This window comes from Youngiibacter fragilis 232.1 (assembly GCF_000495435.3).
Taxonomy (GTDB): Bacteria; Bacillota; Clostridia; order Clostridiales; family Clostridiaceae; genus Youngiibacter; species Youngiibacter fragilis.
The window spans coordinates 1-20,886 of the sequence record NZ_AXUN02000163.1 but is presented as its reverse complement, the minus strand read 5'-3'; the positions used below and the strand labels follow the sequence as shown (position 1 = coordinate 20,886).

Genomic DNA, 20,886 nt, shown 5'->3' with positions numbered 1-20,886 from the left:
TTTTATTGTGCGAAGTTTGAGATAATAATATATTGAAGTAAAAAGTGCGATAGGTTAAACTATCGCTTTTTTACTCGATTTTAATCTTCATGCTGCAGAATATCCTTAGTGGTTTCTATCTGCGCAAAGGAAGGTCAGAAGACAATGGTCATGGAGAAAGAGACATTAATACCCAAAGAGTGGCTTGTAAGCAATACTTCTGAATCGTACGAGAAATGTGGTGACCCTGATTACAAGGGATTCAGGAAAATCCATATTTTCGAGAAGCTCAGGAACGAGAGGGAGATAAAGAAGCTTTCAGAACGGCTGGTAACTGATATCGAGCCGTTTCGGGGGAAGGATCCTGAAGACCTTACACCTGCTGAGAATGATGAACTGAAGAGGACCATAACCTCGTACATTCTGGAGCTTGATGAGAGGAAGCTGTTCTTCGACAAGCCTTTTTTGGGATTCTTCCTTGAAAAGGGGTATATGGAATCAGCAGAGGATTTCCTTGACGAGGTGAAGCTGGAGGACAGTGACCTTAAACCGGAGGAAGTATTCCAGGCGATAAGGAACGTATGGATCATGAACAGCCTGCAGCTTTATTGGGGGATCCCGTTAACGATGACCCCTTCGGTGTATGCTTACAGCATGCTTTATCCGTATACGGACAATTTCCTTGACAGCACCGAAGTTAAAAAGGAAGACAAAGCCAGGTTCAACGAACGTCTTACAAGGGTGATAAGTGGCGAGCATGTAGAATCTTCTGACCCCCATGAAGGCAGGGTTTTCGAGCTCATTGAGAAGATAGGGACTGAATTTCAAAGGGACTCGTATCCATCAGTGTATGAGAGCATAGGTCTGATCCAGAGAGCTCAGATTGAAAGCATGAGGCAGGACCAGATGAAGGCGATGAATCCTTCTGAGATAGTCCCGATCAGCATATTCAAGGGCGGTGCTTCGGTACTTGCCGATGTGTTCCTTGTAAAGGGCGAGCTTGATGAGGAGGAGATGAGCTTCGCTTTCGGATACGGAGCATTCCTGCAGCTGCTTGATGACCTGCAGGATTCCGGAGCGGACAGGCTTGAAGGTCACCAGACATTATTCAGCATTGGTGACAAAAACAGTAACCTTGACGGAAGGCTCAGCAAACTCATCTCATTCATATTCAAGGTGAACGAACCCGCAGCTGATGATGATGCGACAAAGATGCTGATGAAGGATGTCATAAGGACCTGCACGCTGATGATGGTGATGGAGGTAATAGGAAGGGAGCCCGGGAGTGTATCAAGGGGATTCTACCGCGAGCTCGAGTCATACTCCAAGGTGAGGCTGACGTTCTTCACTGAATATGAGAAGCAGATGAGAACTCTCATCGAAGCGCTTGGGATAGGAACGAATATCGGCAAGTCAATTAAATAGGGACGATTGTGTTTTAATGGACAGGCATATTTATGATGCCTGTCCATTGTTTTCAAATAAAGCATTTAAGGCGTTTATCCTAATGAAGCATACCAGATGGGTTCAACATTTTCATTTATTGGAAACTCCTTGACCTGGAGTCAACTCCAGGTGTTAAGGTACTAGTGTACCTGTCATCAGCCACTGTTTTTTGAAAGGGGAAGTAAAATTTGAGTGAAATAGCAATTGGAAAGAGAAGGGTATTCGAGAACAAGGAACTGGCGCTGCTCTTCCTGCCTCTGATATTTGAACAGTTTCTGGGATTCCTTGTGGGAATGTCTGATTCGATAATGGTATCTTTCGCAGGAGAGTCTGCAGTATCAGGAGTATCCCTGGTGGATTTCCTGATGGCTGTGCTCATAAGTGTTTTTGCTGCACTTGCCACAGGCGGTTCCGTAATCGCAGGGCAGTATCTTGGAAAGAAAGAGGAGAATGATGCCAGGTCCGCAGCAAATCAGCTGGTCTGGTTTACCGGCACCTTTGCGGCAGTGGTCATGGCCCTGCTGTATATATTCAGGGTGCCGATAATAAGCGGCCTTTTCGGAAGCATAGCACCTGAGGTCTACAACAGCGCCATGACATATCTCATGATTGTTGGGGCGTCGATACCTTTCCTTGCGGTATACAGCTCAGCTGCGGGGATATTCCGGACTACAGGGAATTCGAGGCTTCCCATGAACATAATGCTCAGCATGAACCTTGTGAACGTGGCAGGGAATGCGATAATGGTATACGGCCTTGGCCTGGGTACCGTAGGCGTTGCAGTCCCGACTCTTGTGTCAAGGATAGGCGCTGCTCTGATAATAGTCTATTTTGCCATGAAGAAGGACTTCACCCTCAGGATGGAAAGGACCATAAGGCACAGGTTCGACAGGGCCATGATCAGGAGGATACTCAGCATAGGGATTCCATACGGACTGGAGAACGGGATATTCTTCTTCGGAAGGCTCATCATACTGAGCCTCGTGTCCACCTTCGGGACAGCTGCAATTGCGGCAAATGCTGTCTCAGGTACGATAGTTATGTTCCAGGTGCTCCCTGGGATTGCAATCGGGCTTGGCATGACAGCCGTCATATCCAGATGCATCGGTTCGGGCGACTATGACTCGGCAAGGTATTATACAAGGAAGATCATCGCACTGATATATGCTGCCCATGTTCTGAGCACCATTGCAGTCATCGCAATCCTGCCGGTAATCCTCAGGATCTATTCGCTGTCTCCCGAGGCGACAATACTGACTACAAGGATCGTATGGAGCCATGGCATAATGATGATGCTCATCTGGCCTCTTGCATACACATTCCCTGTAGTCTTCAGGGCGGCAGGAGATGCAAGGTTTCCTATGACGGTAAGCATATTCGCAATGTTCCTGTGCAGGATAGCCCTTGCGTATATCCTTGCGGTGAACTTCAACATGGGACTTTACGGGACATGGGTAGCCATGTTCATGGATTGGATAGTCAAGGCCCTGCTGTTCATCTACAGGTACCTTAGCGGGAGATGGATGAGCTTCAGTACGATATGACAGCAGAAGCTTGACCTGTAGCGAGCTCCAGGTGGTAGAATGTAAGGATGGAACTGCATGGGGACAATTACTGACAGCAGAAGAAAAGGGGAAATATGATGGAACAGAAAAAACTTGGGTTCGGATTCATGAGGCTTCCTGTCCTCGACAAGGAAGACAACAAGAGCATAGACTACGTGCAGCTTGACAGGATGGTTGATACCTTCCTTGAGCAGGGCTTCACCTACTTTGACACGGCATACATGTACCACGGCTTCATGAGTGAGGTCGCCCTCAGGGAAGCCCTGGTGAAAAGGCATGACAGGGATTCATTCACGATAGCCACCAAGCTTCCTGTGGTAATGCTTAAGAAGGCTGAGGATATGGAACGGATTTTCAACGAGCAGCTTGAGAAGACAGGAGTTGAGTATTTCGACTACTACCTCCTCCATAACCTTGGCGCAGCGCACTATGAGATTGCAGAGAGATTCGATGCGTTCTCATTCGTAGCGAAGAAAAAGGCAGATGGCAGGGTAAGGAAGATCGGATTCTCATTCCATGATAGGGCTGACCTTCTTGATGAGATACTCACAGCTCATCCGGAAGTCGATTTTGTTCAGCTTCAGATAAACTACCTGGACTGGGACAATGAGAGCATACAGTCAGGGAAATGCTACGATGTGGCCACAAGGTATGGCAAGCAGGTAGTCGTCATGGAGCCTGTCAAGGGAGGAACCCTTGCACAGGTGCCTGAGGAGGCGGAAAGGCTGTTCAGGGACCACAGCGACTTGTCGGTACCTTCATGGGCCATAAGGTTTGCGGCAAGCCTTCCAAATGTTTTCATGGTCTTAAGCGGAATGTCAAACATGGAGCAGCTTCATGACAACACAGGCTACATGAAGGACTTTGCCCCGCTCGGGAAAGAGGAGTCTGCAATAGTCAGGAAAGCCGTGGAGATAATTAACGGAGCGATTGCGGTACCCTGTACAGCCTGCGAATACTGCGTAGCGGGGTGCCCGATGAACATAGCCATACCAAAGTACTTTGCACTGTACAATGCGGAGCAGCGGGCGCTTAACAAGGGCTTCTCAATTCAGAGGGTATACTACATGAACTACACGAAGACCTATGGTAAGGCTTCCGCCTGCATAGACTGCAAGCAATGTGAGGAAAACTGCCCTCAGCACATAGAGATAACCAGGCATCTGAAAGATGTCGCGAAGACATTCGAATAGCTGGCATAAGCCCTGATAAGCGCATTCCAATGCGTGTTATCAGGGCTTTTCCATGCCCTCATGCCAACTGACTCCAATTTGCTACCATATTGCAGTCCCTGACTGTATAATAAAGTGGACTAAATATTCATGCGAAGTGGTGCAGATATGAGACTGGTTGTGGCGGAAAAGGAAAGGCTCAGACAATTCATACGTTTCTACGAGGAAAGATACCTGAACGACCCTTTGAAAAGGAACTCGATGTCAGGTCTTTTGAAGTCCCTCCTATATGGCAAAAGTGTCATGTGCAGGTCCTCCTTCCTTGAGCCGGTGCTAGTCGAGGATAACGGGGAGATACTCATGATCGCGGTACTTGCACAGGTGGAGAGGATGAAGGACTTCCTTCAGATAGCTTTCTTCGAGGCAAGGGAGAACAATCCGGATGCCTTCAGGCTCATACTTTCAAGGGCAGAGGAGCTTGCAAGGGAAAAGGGTGCAGGAAAGATCACAGGCTCACTCAATGTCCATGTCAACTACGGTCTCGGATTCCTCGCAAGCGGCTACGATGAGAAGCAGGGTTTCGGGACCATGCACAATCCGCCCTTTTATAACGAGCTTTTCGAGGAGAACGGGTTCGATCCAATAGATATGGTGAGCTTCAGGAAGGACCTGAAGGAGCTTCTGGAGATCCTTGACCCAAGGATAACTGAAAGGCTGAAGAGGAGATATACGATAAGGAGCCTTGATTACAGGAACCTTGAGAGGGATGCTGAGGTATACACCAATGTGAACAATGAGGCATTCAGTGACCATCTCTTCTATTATCCGAGAAAGGCCGAGGAGGACCTGGAGCTGTTCAAGGACTTCAAACCGCTCCTTAGGCCCCAGAACCTGCTCTTTGCCTACAAGGGAGACAAGCCTGTGGGATTCATGCTGTGGTATCCTGACTTCAACGAGCTCATGAGGCCTGATGAGACACTTGGATTAGGTACGGTGGTAAAGAACAGGATCTTCGGAAAGAGGATAAGGACAGTCAAGATAGTTGAGATGGGAGTATTGCCGGGTGAACAGAGATACGGGGCAGTCCTTGCCCTCCTTAACAGGGTCTTTGAGATATGCATAGGCAGGTATGATACCTTCGAATCAGGATGGATACTCGAATCTAACGACAGCTCAAGGATGCTGGGCGTGAGGCTGACGGATTCCGTATACAAGAGATACAAGGCATACATAAAGGACGTTAATCCATGAGGAGCTTTGCAAAGGTAAATGAGCTCAAGGCTTGGATTCTATCACAAGGAGCGGAAACCAACATAAGGCTCAGGATGCTTCTTGAGAAAAATGAGGATATCTTCGAACTCCTTCAGGTTCTTGAGGAAGCCAATCCCTGCGGGCAGGAATATTTCGTAGTCTTCGATTCAATAATCGTGACATACAGGCTGAAGCTTAACCTCCTGACCTTCATGAAGAGGTCCCTGAAGGCTGATGCAAGGATCATCGGACTCCCCATATCACTGAGCCGCAGCGGGATTATCTCACATGATGAGGTTACAGGAAGAAAAGCGGCACTTGAAGTAATAAGGATGCAGAAAGGCCTTACTGTAGCGCTCAATTCTGACTATAGCCTGGGAGGCAGCTCCCTCACACTCTCAAACTTCTTGTTCATTAACAGGTTCAGGGATTTTGACGGATATCTCATGTCAATGAGGTCCTCATACAGGAGGAACCTCTTGGGTGTCCTTGAAGAAGGGAAGGGCCTTGTGTTCAGGAGGATAGACCACACAAGCTTCAGCAGCGGGCATCATGAGCTTTACAGGAACGTCGTAGAAAGGTCTCTATATCCTCTGGAGACACTTCCTGTCGAGTTCTTCAGGAACTATCCAAGTGAAGTGGTTGAAGTCATTGGAAAAGACGGGAGGCCCGCTGCAGTGCTTGTACTCAAGGGATACGGCGACACCCTGACCTTCATGTTCTGCGGATTCAGGAGAGAGGAAGGTGCAAGCCTATACCATAACCTCCTGGTCTACGTCATAAGGAAGGGCATTGAAGAAGGCTACCAGAGGATAGACATGGGTCAGACCTCGGAGGCTGCAAAGCTTCGGCTGGGCTGTACCGAGGAGACGAAGCACATGCTTGTTCACCACGGGAATCCTGTGGCTGATGCTTTTCTAAGGCTTGTATCGGGAAAGTTCTCATACAGAAGGTACAAGGTGGAGCACAGGGTGTTCAGGAGCTGAAAAAGGAAAGCCGGACGGCTTTGAATCCGCGATCTGGAGGTCATATGAAGGTATTTCTTAAGAAGGCAAGGGCAGGCACTCCATTCTCAGTTCTCGACCCAGTAAGGGTAGAGCCTCTTGAGCTCGCATATCTCAAGGCTGCCGCAGAGGCGGCAGGAGCTGAAGCCCATATAGTCGATGACCTTTTCGGGATAAGAGGTCCTGATGTCATCCCCGATGCAATTGTCCTTACAGGCTACAATACCGCGGAGAGGAAGATCCTTGAAGAGGCAAAGAGATACAAGGAAAGGTATCCTGATATCAGGGTAATCGTGGGAGGCACACATGCCGAAAGGAGCAGCGGTGACTTCCATTCCCCATATGTTGATTTCGTGGTCCACAGCCCGGACCTTCAGCTGTTCATGGATATCCTCAGGCTTATAGAGGGAAAGTCTGTGGAGATTGAGCCGTCAGGCTTCGACATGAAGAGGCGGGGAGTGTGGACAATTGGGAGCAAAAGGCCTGTAACCGGGAAGACTGAAATAGCCCCTGACAGGTCGCTTACTGAAGCAGTAATTGAGAAAACCAGATATCTCGACAAGGGAAGGGTTGCACTCGTCAAGGGAAGGATCGGCTGCCCATACAGGTGCGACTTCTGCTACTGCAGGCTGCTTAATGGCGGAGTGCACATAGGGCCGGATTATGGGAACCTGCTGGATGAGTCCTTACAGCTGGATGCCGACCATGTCTGGATAGTAGATGATGTCTTCCTTGTATCAAGGAAGGATGCTCTGGAATTCATTGATGCAGCTGAAGCAAGAAACGGGAGGCTTAGCCTCATTGCATACCTTAGGGCTGACTTCATACTCAAGAACAGCGACCTGATGGGAAAGCTGAGGGAATGCGGCCTTGCTGAGGTCATCGTAGGCTTCGAGGCCACAAGCAACTCTGAGCTTGATGCCTACAACAAGCAGACTGACGCCCTTGATTACCCTGAAGTGATCAGGATCCTGAGGGAGTCAGGGATAGACCTCACAGCTCTCTTCATGGTAAGCCCTGACTACAGGATTGCTGACTTCAGGAGACTTGCGAGGTTTCTCAGGGAGAACAGTATCGATACATATACGGTGTCAATACTCACTCCCATAAAGGGTACCGAAGGGTATGAGGAGATGAAGGAGAAGCTTCTGACTGACAGGCCTGAAAGGTTTGACTTCCTTCATCTGGTGACAAAGCCACACCTGCCTGCAGCGGTATTCTACCTTATGTTCCTCTGGCTTCATCTGGGACTTCTGAGGTCAGGGAGGATACGGTCATTCATAAGGCAGGCACTTTAAAGCAAGTGGACAAATGGAAAGTCCGGCATACCTCAGAGGAATGACGGAAAAGAATATACATGACGCAAGGAGATACTGATGTCAGCTAAAATATGGGACTTCTGGGCAGTAAGATATGACAGGCTTTGGGTACAGAAGCACAGCCTCGGGCCTACTAGGGAATATATACTTGAGGAGCTGAAGGAAGTTAGCAGGGGAAGGCACAGCCTCCTTGACCTTGGCTGCGGGCCGGGGGAGCTGCTTCATGAGATCGGGAGACGGTATCCGAAGCTAAAGCTCACAGGAGTCGACTATTCCGAAGGTATGCTTGAGGTATCGAGGAAGAGGAACAAGGGTGCCTGCCATGAGCTCAAGGATGCCATGGATATCGACACCCTTGATGGCAGGTTCGATATCATAACCTGCACCCATTCACTTCCATACTACAGGGACCAGAAGGCGGTCCTGCACAAGCTGAGCGGCCTCATGACCTTGAATGGAAGGCTTCTTGTAGGCTTTGCAAGCGGCAACAGCTTTTTCGACAAGGTTATGCTTGCCGGGGTGAAGCTGACGACAGGGAAGGCCAGCTATCCTTCAGATCCTGAGTTCAGGGAAATGGTCAGGGATGACTTCAATATCCTCAGGATGAAGGTGATCAAACGGGCATTCTACATGCCAAGGATAGCGGTATATACGCTTTCCATAAAGACAGACAACAGGGAGAGATGCTGATGGACGTGCTTCTTGTAAGACCGAGACCTGACAGGGAAACGATAGGCCTTCAGCATGTCATGGTATGCGAGCCCCTTGAGCTCGAATACCTGGTTTCGAATGTTCCCGACAGGTTAAGGCAAAACGTGAACCTTGAGATATGCGACATGATCCTTGAGAAGGAGCCGTTCAAGGGCATCCTGATGAGGAAGAGGCCTGACCTTGTGGTGTTCACAGGCTACATCACCCATGTGGGGACCATAAAGGCAATGTGCGCTGAAGTGAAGAGGCTTCTTCCTGTCGCTCTGACAGGTGTCGGAGGTGTACATGCCGAGGTTGTCCCTGATGATTTCAGGGATGAATCCATCGATTTCGTATACCAAAGGAACGGAATAGACGGCTTCAACCTGACTCTCGAGGGAATGCTTGAGGGAAGATCAGCTTCCGGTATTAGGAACAGACTTGAAAGCTCAGAAGACAGGAAGCTCTCATTCCTTTACCGGCATCCAGACAGGGAAGCCGTAAGGAAATACAGACAAAAGTACTACTACATGTTCCACAGGCCCTGTGCGCTCATCAAGACCTCCTATGGCTGCCCATACAACTGCAGCTTCTGCTTCTGCAAGGAGATAACAGGTGGAAAGTACTTCACCCGTGACCTCAAGGATGTCATGGATGAGCTTGAGGGCATCGCGGAGAAGGAAGTTTACATTGTGGATGATGATTTCCTGTTCAGCAAAGGGAGGATCAGGGAATTCCTCAGGCTCCTTAAGGAACGGGGAATAGAGAAGAAGTTCCTTGTCTACGGAAGGGCTGACTTTGTGGCTGAGAACAGGGACCTCCTCGGGGAGTTCAGGGACCAGGGGCTTCAGGCTGTAATAGTAGGGCTTGAGTCGATAAGGGGACAGGACCTTGACTCCTACAAGAAGGGTACCGACATAGACGTAAATGAAAGGGCGGTAAGGGTGCTTCTGGAGCTTGGGATAGAGCTTTATGCAACCCTCATCATTCCCCTGGATTTCTCAAGGAAGGATTTCAGGGACCTCACATCCTGGGTAAGGGGGCTTGGGATAAGGTTCGTGAACCTTCAGCCTCTGACACCTCTCCCGGGGACATCAATATTTCATGAGTACGAGGACAAGCTGCTTTACCCAAGGGAACGCTATGAGATGTGGGACATGGCCCATGTTGTGCTTAAACCTGAGCATATGGGAACCAGGTCATTCTACCTGGAGATAGTTAAGGCCTACTACCGCGTGGTGATGAGGCCGAAGAACGTACTGGCACTTATAAGGAGATACGGGCTTGGCATGAACCTTAAGATGCTTGCGGGAAGCAGCAGGGTGACCATGCAGTACCTTGGGAAGGTGGTGAGGGGGATATGAAGATACTTCTGATACAGCCTAGCCCCTATGACAGCAACAGGAAGCCGATAAAGAAGAAGAAGCTCTACTTCGTGGGACTGGCACTTCCCCTGCTGGCTGCACTGACACCTCCTGAACATGAAGTTGAGATAATACTCGAAATACTTGAGGACATACCATTCGATACCGATGCGGAGCTCATAGGCATAAGCTCCATGGGACACGGGGTTGTAAGGTCCATAGACATAGCGGAAGAATTCAGGAGACGTGGAAAGACCGTTGTCCTCGGGGGCTATATGGCAAGCCTCATGGCCGGGGAAGCGAAGAAATACTGTGATACGGTCGTTGTGGGAGATGCTGAACTTGTATGGAGTGAACTGATAAGCGACTATGAAAAAGGTAGGCTTAAGCCACTCTACGAGAACAGGCTCAAGAGAGGCTGGTTCACAACGCCACCTCCGAGGTTCGACCTGATAATGGACAAGAACCTTGGTGATTTCCTGCCTGTGCAGGCGGGAAGGGGCTGTCCCCACAGCTGCAGCTTCTGCTCTGTAGCCTGCCTTTATGAGGGTACGTATGTAAGGAAGAGCGTGGAAGAGGTAGTGAGGGACATAAGGCAGGTTAAGGAGCTCGGATACAGGAAGTTCCTGCTGCTTGACGACAACATATTCGCTGACAGGGTCTACCTTGGAAAGCTGCTTGAGGAGATCAGGTCACTTGACATGGAATGGATGAGCCAGTGCGACATAAGGATAGGAAGCGAGGACAAGCTGCTTAAGTCATTGAAGGACAGCGGCTGCACAACACTTTCCTTCGGCCTCGAGAGCATAACGAAGGAAAGCCTGAAGGCAATGGACAAGTCCTGGGCTAAGCCTGAGGACTACCCGAAGCTGATAAGGAACATACAGGACCATGGCATAGATGTTTCCACTGAGATGGTTGTTGGAGGAGAGGCAGACACCCTTGAATCAATAAGGGCAACCAAGGCATTCATCGAGGACAACAGGATTTCCGTACCAAGGTTCTACATACTTACACCGATACCTGGAACAAGGTTCTTCAGGGATATCGAGAAGCAGGGAAGGCTCGTGAAGGAGGACATATATTCCTTCGACGGTACGGAGGCGGTATACACCCATCCCAACATGACGCCAGACGAGCTGACCAGGGCATACTGGGACCTGTACAGGTCGCTCTTCACTTTCAGGTCCATTTTCAAAAGGAACATACTCAGGAAGGAGTTCCCTGGAAATCCAGGGAAATACCTATTCTACACGGTCGTGAACCTTTATTACAGGCACCAGATAAGCCAGGGCATAACGCCCAATATATTCTAAGGAGACTATATGAGGATACTTCTTGCAAGACCGCCAAGGCCGAAGCAGGCCATAACAGTCAGTGACTTCATGTTTTCTGAGCCCATAGGGCTTGAGATGATATTTGGTCTTCTTAAGCCAGACCATGATGTTGAGATCTTCGACATGATGGTGGAGAAGGGGAGCCTTAGGGAAAAGGTTGTGGAGTATAAGCCAGATGCTGTAGGTATAACCAGCCTCTGCATAGATGTGGATGTTGTCATCGCCCTTTGCCGGGAGGTTAAGGCAGTCAAACCTGACATTGTGACTCTTGCAGGGGGGACGCAGGCATTCCTTTCACCTCTGTCATTTGCAGATGAAGCAGTTGACTACATCTTTGAATTCGTGGACGGGGAAAACATAAGGACCTTCTTCAGTGAGCTTGGCAAAGGTAAAGAGCTTTCGTCACTACCGGGAGTGCGTTCAAGCTCCGATGGTTACAGGTCCCATGGCCCGAAGGGAAGGAACGGGTACTTTCTTCCTGACAGGCAGTCCCCTAAAAAGTACAGGAGCGAGTACTCCTATTTCGGTTACAGACCTGCAGCCATAATGGAATATGGCATAGGCTGCGAGAAGGCCTGCGACTTCTGCCTGAGGTGGAGGATCGAAGGCTACAAGGAAGAGCTCCTGGACCTTGAAATAACAAGGAAGGATCTCATGTCCATAGAAGAGGATACCATAATGCTCATGGACAACGACTTCTTTGCGAGCGAGCTTAAGATAAGGACATTCCTTGACCTCATAAGGGAGCTTGGGTTAAGGAAGAACTTCATAGTCTATGCTTCAGTCAAGGGGATCCTGGACTTCGAGCCGCTGGTAAGGGAATTCAAGGAGATGGGGCTTAAGGCGGTCCTTGTCGGCTATGAGACTTTCAGCGACGAGGAACTGGATATCTACAGGAAGAAGTCTGATACATCCGACAACCTTAAGGCAGCGAAAGCACTGAAGGATATCGGGATTGACGTCTGGGCATCATTCATGGCACATCCTGACTGGTCAGCCGATGACTTCAGGAAGTTCAGGAAGTACATAGGCCTACTGAAGCCTCAGACAAGCTCTATCAATCCGCTGACACCATTCCCGAACCTTCCTATGTACGGGAAGTACAAGGACAGGCTGATCCATTCAGCTGAGGAGTATGACAAATGGTCCTTTGGTCAGGTGACGATAAGGCCGAAAAATATGTCCCTCAGGCGTTACTACTATGAGCTTATGGTCACAAACCTCTATGTTAACCTTCTGGTAAACAGCAAGACTGAGATGCTGAGGCAATTCGGCATAGGCAACATAACAAGGATCATAGCAGGGTCCATGAGGACATTTTCAAGGTATGTGAAGCTTATGGCGAAAGCATAATAAACAAGCAGGAGCTGACCCTTATGCGAGGATCAGCTCCTGCTTGTTTTACTGACTTTATCAGGCAATTGACCGTGATCAGCCGAAAAGAACACACTAAGAATCATGTCCATCAGCCAGTCAGTTAACGTCTATCCAAAGACAGCTGATCAATTGAGGTTCCAATTGCTTGCTTTATAATAAGCCGCGGAAAGCATGGATACTGCTGCATCTCCAACTTCACTGGTACTAGACTTTCCGCCAAGGTCCGGTGTGAGTGTCTGTCCTTCAGTAAGTACCTGCTCAATAACAGCAATGATAACCTTTCCCCATTCCTCATGGCCAAAGAAGTCAAGCATCTGGCTTGCTGACCAAATCGAAGCCAGAGGGTTTGCGATGCTCTTGCCTGCAATATCAGGTGCAGAACCGTGTATAGGTTCAAACATGGACGGGAATTTGCGTTCAGGATTCAAGTTGGCTCCTGCAGCCAGTCCCATACCACCAGCGATTGCCGCACCAAGGTCAGTAAGGATATCACCAAAGAGGTTTGAAGTGACGACTATCTGGAACCTTTGGGGCTGTTTCACGAAGAACATGCTTGCGGCATCAACCAGCAGCGAGTATGTCCTGACATCAGGATATTCTCGTCCTATTTCATTGAAGACTTCATCCCAGAAGACCATGCTGTAGTTAAGTGCGTTTGCTTTACTTACATTTGTGAGCGTCTTCTTTTCTTTACGTGCCAGCTCATAAGCGTACCTGATGACACGTTCGCAGCCGACCCTTGAAAAAACTGCATTCTGTATGACGACTTCATTTGGCTTGCCCTTATAGAGCCAGCTTCCTGAGCCTGCATATTCCCCCTCGCTGTTTTCACGCACTACAACCATGTCTATATCTTCTTTCTTTACACCTGTAAGCGGGCAGGGTGCACCCTCAAGAAGCTTGACGGGGCGGAGATTGATGTACTGGTCGAAGCTCTTACGGATAATGAGCAAAAGGTCCCAAAGCGAAATATGGTCAGGGACACCAGGAGCACCCACGGCTCCAAGATAGATGGCGTCAAACTCCTTAAGCTGGTCTATTCCATCCTTTGGCATCATAAGGCCGTTTTCCAGATAGTATTCGCAACCCCACGGGAAAAATGTGAAATCGAAGCCAAATGTTCCGTCAAGCTCAGATACCTTATTTAGTACCTTCACGCCTTCATTGATGACCTCCGGGCCAACACCGTCACCGGGAATAACTGCAATCCTGTATTTTTTCATAAGGAGCTCCTTATCGCTTTATTTTTTTGTATCTGATTCAAGCGTAACAGAGTGAAATTTCAAATGCAACAAACGTGATTCCGAAAGCTATCCAATCAGCAGAACGGTCACATCTATAGCTTCGCCTGTGGCTTGAGTAGAGGTAAAGTCCAAAACTATGGTATAGGGACAGAGTTACCTGATGAATATCTGAGGTAAAATAGCAATTGTAAAATTGAATGATATAAAATTTAAATTGCCGGAAAGCTTCACAAGTCGCATGGATTTAAATATAATGGAGGTAATCAGAAAGCGAAGGAATAAAAGATGGATTATTTGATTTCGTTCCTTGAAGGGACAATAACTTTCATTTCCCCATGCCTCCTCCCTATGCTGCCAATATACATCTCGTATTTCGCAGGACAGGAGGAAGGAAAGACTAAGCCGATCGTCAATGCACTTGGATTCGTCCTGGGATTTTCAATTGTGTTCACAACACTTGGTGCCCTTGCAGGAAGCATAGGAAGCCTCCTTGTAAGGTACGGCAGGGTGCTTGACATTGTTGCCGGTTCCGTTATCATACTGTTCGGGCTGAGTTACCTTGGTCTGTTCAGGATATCCCTGTTCAACAGGGGGATGAAGCCAGGCGGCAAGGATCCCGGAAAGGGCTTCCTGTCATCAATGCTCTTCGGGATGGCTTTTTCCATTGGATGGACGCCGTGTCTAGGAACGTTCCTGGGGTCTGCGCTCATGCTTGCGGCTTCCAAAGGCAGTGCAGTCAAGGGAATAATGATGCTTGCAAGCTACTCGGTGGGACTTGGGATACCGTTCATACTGAGCGCAATACTCATAGACAGCCTGAAGGGTGCGTTTGACTTCATCAAAAGGCACTACAGGACCGTCGAGATAGTATCAGGTGTCCTGCTGATTGCACTCGGAGTAATGATGGTCACTGGCTATCTTGGAAGGCTTCTTTCACTGATGTCATTTTAGGACGAAAGGAAACAGATATTATGGATAAAAAAGTTAAAGCACTTCTAAGTGTACTCCTATTGGTTCTGGTAATCGGTGGAGCATATGCAGGATACAATGTACTCAGCAAGGGTAATGCACAGCCCACTCAACCCACTCAGTCGACTTCCGGAAGCGAGGCTGAAGAGAAGACACCTGCTCCGGACTTCAGGGTGTTTGACGCTTCAGGCAAAGAGGTGAGGCTCTCGGATTTCAAGGGGGAAGTTGTAGTCCTTAACTTCTGGGCATCCTGGTGCCCGCCCTGCAAGGAAGAGATGCCATATTTCCAGAAGGCCTACGAGCAGTACGGGGACAGGGTGAAGTTCATGATGCTTGACCTTGTTGACGGCAGCCGCGAGACAAAGGCTACTGGCCAGAAGTTCATAGCTGACAACAAATACACATTCCCGGTCTATTACGACACCAATTCGGATGCTGCGATAAAGTACGGCATAAGCTCCATTCCAACCACAGTATTCATAGATAAGGATGGCAACATCGTGACAGGATATGTGGGTTCTGTAAGCGGACTTGAGGACATAACAGCGGTAATAGAGATGATCCTGAAGGGGAAATGACAACATTCCATAACCAATAGCATATTGGTCAGCCTGCCTTGGCAGGCTGGCTTTTTTCGTCTCAATAAAGCTGCTGGTAAACATGCCGATAAAAGGCTATGAGGGCAAGTCTACAAAAACTATGCGTGCATGATTTTAATATAATATCATTTAGCATATAATAAATATTAGTGAGCAGTTTATATGGGAGGGAACAATGAGAATGAAAAGAGTGCTGGTTCTGTGCATTTTTCTTGTCATGTCACTCGGTGCTTTTGGCTGCAGCGGTGATGCACAGTCAGAAATCGAAGAATTGAAGCAGCAGGTGGGCAAGCTGCAGGAGAATACTTTAACACTGGATAAAGACATTAAGGCATTGGAAGAGGAGAATTCCGAATTGAAACGCGAAATATCGGGACTTGAGGCACTGGTGAACCTGAATGACTCGAATGGGGACCTGACTGACCTGACACTTTCTGAAGAAGCAAGATATGAGGAATTCAGGGCATCATATGATGATGGGAGCCTGGCGGGTTTGGGGCCACTGTCTGTCTGCAAGCTGTACCTTCATGCATCCTCAGCTGAGGATTACGAGACTGTGTACGAGCTATATACTAAAAATGAGAAGTATGTCCAATGGTCAAAAGAGGAAGACCGGAATTTCCCGAAAAGCGATAGAATGAAGGATTTTGGGGTCTATAGGGATGTCTACGACCTCAACATCGGATATACCGAATCAGGTGAAAAACATGCAATCATAACCTGGAAAAGCAGGAATGGAGATTCTGATGAAAAACTGGGTGCATATACTTACGGATTCAGTCTTGTGAAGGATGGCGAAATTTGGAAGGTAAATTTCATGCCAATCCAATAGCTTCTGTATACTGGCAGAATTAAGGCCGGCTCTCCATTTGGAAAGCCGGCCTTGATTCTTGGTTATCTTACTATGAGGACATCAGTATCCTTGGATACATTGCCTTCAGCTATTATCTCCATGGACTTAACTACATCCATGTTTGTCACTACGATTTCAGTCATGCTGGACTTTGCCTCTTTCTTTACGAGGTCAAGGTCAACTTCCATGATCGGAGTTCCGATGACAACATCCTGTCCTATCTCTGCGAGTCTCTTGAAGCCTTTTCCGCCCATCTTGACCGTGTCGATCCCGATGTGGATGAGGACCTCAAGACCTGTTTCTGTAACTATCGCTATTGCATGGTTCGTCTCGAATATGTGGGCGATTTTTCCAGCAACCGGTGCTGTCACAAGGCCTTCAGCAGGATCAACTGCAAATCCGTCTCCGATCATCTTTTCTGCGAAAAGTGCATCAGGAACTTCTTCAAGCTTTGCGAGCCTTCCCTTCATTGGTGAGCTGAATATTGTCTCCTTGGTTAGGGCAGCAGCTGCTTCTTTTGTCTCAGTAACTGCCTCTTCGACCACAGCGTATGCACCGGGGTTTGCCATTACAGCCTTTATTTCGTCCTTCAGGCCTTCTGCCGCAGTTCCGAATATTACCTGTATTCCGGTGGTTCCGACTTCAAGCACTCCAGCCGAGCCAAGTGCCTTAAGCCTTGCCTTGTCTACCTTTGCAGTGTCGCCGACCTCAAGCCTGAGCCTTGTTATGCACGCATCTATTGCCTTTATGTTGTCTGCGCCGCCGAGTGCCTTTAGTACTTCTACAGCCTTTCCTGTAACTGGTATCTCAATTGCAGCTTCCTCTGACTCGTCCCTTCCAGGAGTCTTCAGGTCAAACTTCTTTATCAGGTAGTAGAAGAGGGCAAAGTATGCGATTCCGATGACAATACCGACTGGTATGAGCATCCATGGGTTACCGGCATTTCCGGTAGATATGCTCACCGCGAAGTCTATGAGGGACGAAGTGAATGTCTCAGTAAGCCTTACATGGAATATGTTCATGAACATTCCGCCTACGAAGGCAAGGGATATGTGAGCTATGTAGAGTGCTGGTGCTGCGAACATGAATGCGAACTCTATCGGCTCTGTTATTCCTGTTATGATGGAGGTGAGTGCCGCTGTAAGCATTACACCGCCTATTGCCTTCCTGTTCTTTGGAAGGGCGGTCTTGTACATTGCGAATGCAGCTGCAGGAAGTCCGAAAATCTTGAGCGGATACTCTGCTGCAGTGATGTTGCCGGCTGTTGGGTCCCCTGCGAAGAATCTTGCGATTTCTCCAACATATACCTGTCCGTCAGGAGCTGTGAACTGTCCGAACTGAGTTGTGAATGGAGTCTTGAACACGTGATGGAGTCCTGTAGGGATAAGCGCCCTGTTACCGAAGGCGTATATCGCTCCGCCAAGCTTGAAGCCGCCTACTTCAGCTGTTATCGCAAGCTGCCCCAGGTAGTTTATACCGTCCTGTATCGGAGGCCATACGAAACCGAGGATTACTCCAAGGAGTATGGAAACTATTACCATTATGATTGGCACGAGCCTCTTGCCTTCGAAGAAGCCGAGTACCGGATGAAGCTTTGTCTTGTAGTATTTGGTATAGATCTTTGCCGCGATAAGACCGATTATGATACCGCTGAACACTCCCATGTTGATGGGATCCGCAAGGTTCTGTGCAGTTGACATGATGTCAAGCACCTTTATAAGTACGACATATCCAACTGCTGCTGCAAGTCCGGATACTGCTTCACCGGCAGTGAAGCCTATTGCGACACCGATTGCGAAAATAAGAGGAAGATTCTCAAATACAACGAGTCCGCCTGAGAAAAGCACCTTCACGAAGGTAGCGAGTACAGGATTTGATGCAAGCGCCTCAGCACCTACAGACTGCTCTATGATTCTTGAGAATGCGACCATGAGACCGGCAGCAGGAAGAACTGATACTGGAAGCATTAACGACTTTCCGACCTTCTGCAGTACTGCGAAGAAACCACTGGATTTTTTTGACATTGTTTTTCCTCCTCTTTTTTGTGATATCAAAAAAGGCATGAACCCATTATCTGGTGACCAAAGAAAGTCCTTTGGACATCAGATAATGAACTCATGCCTGATCGAATCAGTTACACGCCTTTTCGGGAGCTCCTCAGCTTATACAGGTGGAGAGCGATATACCCTATTTCGTTTTCAGGTACAACTATACCAATATTCTTTTCCAAAATCAAGCCTATATTTTCGGAAATTTTGTATTCGAATGCAAAATCTTTTTTCATCCTGTCCAGAAGCACGTTGTCGATGGTCTCTTTCCTTGAACATCGCTCAAGCATGGCCCTTAAATGGGACATGAGCCTCACGGAGTCAAATGAGTCTTCCTCGAGTGAAATCCCAAGCTTGTCCTCGATATATGGTATGACCTGGCTGAGCGCCTTGACATACTTCATTGAGGCCCCAGTCCTGCCGGAAAGCCTTCCGCCATGGAGATGCAGCGCTATGAAGCCGGTCTCGCTTTCAGGAACGTCAATTCCCAGCTTGTCGCGTATGAGCCTTACAGCCTTTGCTGCCACAGCATATTCCTGCCTGTACATCATCCTTGTCTCGATAAGGAACGGATTCACAACCCCGATGCCTTCCCTGATCCTTTTTACCGCGAAGCTTATATGGTCAACAAGACCCAGGTGTGTATCGACATGGAGCTTCTCATTGAAATCCTCCTCAGCCATCCTTATGATGTCCTCGGTTATTGCAAGCAGCCTGTGGTCAACGTTCTCAAGAAGGTTCTCATACTGCTGCCTGTTCTTCTCGTCGACCATTATGAAGACATTCTCTATCATCTTGGACTCAGGGATCCTGTCTCCACGTTTCTTGTCGAAGCCTATGCCTCTTCCGATAAGTATATAGTCGGTGTCTTCCTTCGTGACGAGCACCGCATTGTTGTTGAATGACTTTTTTACTGAGTACTGGTTCACGGCGACACCTCCTGATATGGTTGCAGTCGTTTAGATTCTAATTTCACGTTAAGGATTTGTCAACAGGAATATTTGAAGGAATACAGCATTCAAAAATCCATATCAGGAATCCTTATCAGCCTTCAGCTGCAGCGGTGGAAAGCCTTAGTACCGCCGTTATGAACAGGTGCATGGCAGCAAAGGCCAGTATCATATAGATAGCATCCATTGTCATCCCGTCCTTCACAAAGGAGAGGATTGCCAAAGGATCCTTGATGATATCCCAGGAATTGAACCTGAGGAATCTTCCGATGTATATGGCAAAACCAGTGAGAAGGCTGACTGCCATAATGAATACCACGCGTCCTGAGGCTGGCTTTTCCTTGAAGATCGCCTTCTCGACCCTTGTTATCGACATGTACCCGGATGCAACCCCGTAGAAGACGGCGCATACGGTAAGTGCGAAGGATATCCAAAGTGACAGGTCAAGCACGTATTCGACCTTCATCCCGAACAGGCTTGTGCCTTGGGCCGATGCCTTGTAGAAGGTCTGAAGCGAAAAGTGTATGAAGTCAGTCACCATGTACATGGCATTTGGATAGAAAAGGAGCCATACCAGGATGAAGAACGGGAAAAGTACTTTTGAATAGTAGACCGTATCGTTCTTTGAAAGAATGAGCGATGAGAAGTAGGGGACAAGGGCAAGGCCGATGTTCCAGACCAGGTAGCTCCTGCCGGGGTCAAGCTTCAGTATGGCTGCTGAGAGTACTGCCGCAAAGAGTATCATTACCAGTGCTTCGTTCCGTAGCTTCAATTTTCACACCACCAATCAATATAATGCTAATCCCATTCTAACACCACTTGGCCTGTTTGTCCTTTACGTGGAGTTAACAGTGAATTGATTGCATACAATCAATCAATAGGGTATAGTGTAATAAAGAGGAGCTGATAAACTTGAAACCAAAAGTCGCGTTCATATGCGTACATAATTCATGCAGGAGCCAGATGGCTGAAGCGCTTGGAAAGCAATTCGCTTCGGATGCCTTCGAGTCATACTCCGCAGGTACCGAGACAAAGCCGAGGATCAACCAGGATGCCGTGAGGATAATCAAGTCGATTTACGGGATAGATATGGAAGAGACACAGACATCCAAGCTGATAGATGATATCCCAAAGGACATCGATATCGTGATAACCATGGGCTGCAACGTAGAGTGCCCTTACCTTCCCTCGAAGCACAGGGAGGACTGGGGGCTGGATGACCCTTCAGGCAAGGAGGACAATGAGTTCATAACAACAGCCAGGACAATCGAACAGAAGGTCATGGACCTTAGGAGAAGGGTCCTTGAAGAGGGGCTAGGACAATGATAAGGATCTACGAGCCTGACATATGCGTATCCATGGCATGCGGTATGGAAAGGGAAAAGGAGCTTAAGGAGCTTGCAGGGTTTGTAAGGGAGCTCCGCAAGGAAGGTGTGGATATACAGAGGTACAACTATACCCTCCACAGGGAGAGGTTCCTTGAAGAGCCGCTGATTAAAGGATTTGATTTTGAAGCACCTGCCAGCCAACCCGTGACAGTAGCAGACGGGAAAGTCGTCATTTCCGGAAGGTACCCTGACATCAATGAGCTCAGGAAGCTTGTGGATAAGTCAGAATGACAGGGGAAATGGGCTTTTGAATTACATAACTCAAACTTCGCACAATAAAATTGCCCGCAAACCATTGGGATTACTAGATTATTGGGTCAATCACAAAACC

19 protein-coding genes are annotated in these 20,886 nt (G+C 48.2%); 15 read left to right on the top strand and 4 right to left on the bottom strand.

Going from position 1 to position 20,886, the window contains the following annotated elements:
• Positions 1 to 150: 150 nt before the first annotated feature.
• From T472_RS07850 to T472_RS07805, 10 genes are all read left to right on the top strand, one after another.
• Positions 151 to 1,404, top strand: coding sequence for a hypothetical protein (locus T472_RS07850; protein WP_152975142.1), 1,254 nt, complete (start codon positions 151 to 153; stop codon positions 1,402 to 1,404).
• Between the two features lie 209 nt (positions 1,405 to 1,613).
• Positions 1,614 to 2,969, top strand: a complete 1,356-nt coding sequence (locus T472_RS07845) for an MATE family efflux transporter (protein WP_023387963.1) — start codon at positions 1,614 to 1,616, stop codon at positions 2,967 to 2,969.
• A gap of 98 nt (positions 2,970 to 3,067) precedes the next feature.
• Entirely contained in the window at positions 3,068 to 4,183 is a 1,116-nt protein-coding gene (locus T472_RS07840; protein WP_023387964.1) for an aldo/keto reductase, read from the top strand.
• Positions 4,184 to 4,330: 147 nt separating this feature from the next.
• Entirely contained in the window at positions 4,331 to 5,413 is a 1,083-nt protein-coding gene (locus tag T472_RS07835; protein ID WP_023387965.1) for a hypothetical protein, read from the top strand.
• Entirely contained in the window at positions 5,410 to 6,399 is a 990-nt protein-coding gene (locus T472_RS07830) for a GNAT family N-acetyltransferase (protein WP_023387966.1), read from the top strand. The genes T472_RS07835 and T472_RS07830 overlap by 4 nt, the downstream gene beginning before the upstream one ends.
• Positions 6,400 to 6,443: 44 nt before the next feature.
• The gene (locus tag T472_RS07825) at positions 6,444 to 7,715 is read left to right on the top strand and encodes a B12-binding domain-containing radical SAM protein (RefSeq protein ID WP_023387967.1); all 1,272 of its coding nucleotides are present in this window, start codon (positions 6,444 to 6,446) and stop codon (positions 7,713 to 7,715) included.
• A 78-nt stretch (positions 7,716 to 7,793) separates the two neighbouring features.
• Positions 7,794 to 8,426: a class I SAM-dependent methyltransferase gene (locus T472_RS07820; RefSeq protein WP_023387968.1), complete on the top strand. Its 633-nt coding sequence runs from the start codon at positions 7,794 to 7,796 to the stop codon at positions 8,424 to 8,426.
• A complete protein-coding gene (locus tag T472_RS07815) occupies positions 8,426 to 9,790 on the top strand; it encodes a B12-binding domain-containing radical SAM protein (protein WP_023387969.1) in 1,365 nt (454 codons plus the stop codon). The genes T472_RS07820 and T472_RS07815 overlap by 1 nt, the downstream gene beginning before the upstream one ends.
• Positions 9,787 to 11,106, top strand: a complete 1,320-nt coding sequence (locus tag T472_RS07810) for a B12-binding domain-containing radical SAM protein (protein ID WP_023387970.1) — start codon at positions 9,787 to 9,789, stop codon at positions 11,104 to 11,106. The genes T472_RS07815 and T472_RS07810 overlap by 4 nt, the downstream gene beginning before the upstream one ends.
• Positions 11,107 to 11,115: 9 nt before the next feature.
• Entirely contained in the window at positions 11,116 to 12,480 is a 1,365-nt protein-coding gene (locus tag T472_RS07805; RefSeq protein WP_023387971.1) for a B12-binding domain-containing radical SAM protein, read from the top strand.
• 149 nt (positions 12,481 to 12,629) lie between these two features.
• On the opposite strand, the gene T472_RS07800 is transcribed toward T472_RS07805, so the two are convergent.
• Complete coding sequence (locus tag T472_RS07800) at positions 12,630 to 13,727, bottom strand: tartrate dehydrogenase (RefSeq protein ID WP_023387972.1); 1,098 nt, start codon at positions 13,725 to 13,727, stop codon at positions 12,630 to 12,632.
• Between the two features lie 306 nt (positions 13,728 to 14,033).
• Between T472_RS07800 and T472_RS07795 the strand changes: the two genes are divergently transcribed.
• The 3 genes from T472_RS07795 (at position 14,034) to T472_RS07785 (ending at position 16,148) form a co-directional block, all read left to right on the top strand.
• A complete protein-coding gene (locus T472_RS07795) occupies positions 14,034 to 14,699 on the top strand; it encodes a cytochrome c biogenesis CcdA family protein (protein WP_023387973.1) in 666 nt (221 codons plus the stop codon).
• A gap of 20 nt (positions 14,700 to 14,719) precedes the next feature.
• Entirely contained in the window at positions 14,720 to 15,295 is a 576-nt protein-coding gene (locus T472_RS07790; protein WP_023387974.1) for a TlpA family protein disulfide reductase, read from the top strand.
• Between the two features lie 196 nt (positions 15,296 to 15,491).
• Positions 15,492 to 16,148 carry a hypothetical protein gene (locus T472_RS07785; RefSeq protein WP_023387975.1) on the top strand — a complete coding sequence of 219 codons (657 nt, stop codon included), beginning with the start codon at positions 15,492 to 15,494 and terminating at the stop codon, positions 16,146 to 16,148.
• Positions 16,149 to 16,210: 62 nt separating this feature from the next.
• Here T472_RS07785 and T472_RS07780 read toward each other — a convergent pair whose 3' ends face one another.
• From T472_RS07780 to T472_RS07770, 3 genes are all read right to left on the bottom strand, one after another.
• Positions 16,211 to 18,193, bottom strand: coding sequence for a PTS sugar transporter subunit IIABC (locus tag T472_RS07780; RefSeq protein WP_023387976.1), 1,983 nt, complete (start codon positions 18,191 to 18,193; stop codon positions 16,211 to 16,213).
• Positions 18,194 to 18,303: 110 nt separating this feature from the next.
• Entirely contained in the window at positions 18,304 to 19,146 is an 843-nt protein-coding gene (locus T472_RS07775) for a PRD domain-containing protein (protein WP_023387977.1), read from the bottom strand.
• A gap of 115 nt (positions 19,147 to 19,261) precedes the next feature.
• Complete coding sequence (locus T472_RS07770) at positions 19,262 to 19,939, bottom strand: DUF1361 domain-containing protein (RefSeq protein WP_023387978.1); 678 nt, start codon at positions 19,937 to 19,939, stop codon at positions 19,262 to 19,264.
• A gap of 140 nt (positions 19,940 to 20,079) precedes the next feature.
• On the opposite strand from T472_RS07770, the gene T472_RS07765 reads away from it, so the two are divergent.
• Both T472_RS07765 and T472_RS07760 read left to right on the top strand, forming a co-directional pair.
• Positions 20,080 to 20,493 (top strand): arsenate reductase/protein-tyrosine-phosphatase family protein, encoded by a 414-nt coding sequence (locus T472_RS07765; protein WP_023387979.1) that lies wholly within the window; start codon positions 20,080 to 20,082, stop codon positions 20,491 to 20,493.
• A complete protein-coding gene (locus tag T472_RS07760; protein ID WP_023387980.1) occupies positions 20,490 to 20,786 on the top strand; it encodes an arsenic metallochaperone ArsD family protein in 297 nt (98 codons plus the stop codon). The genes T472_RS07765 and T472_RS07760 overlap by 4 nt, the downstream gene beginning before the upstream one ends.
• Positions 20,787 to 20,886 lie beyond the last annotated feature (100 nt).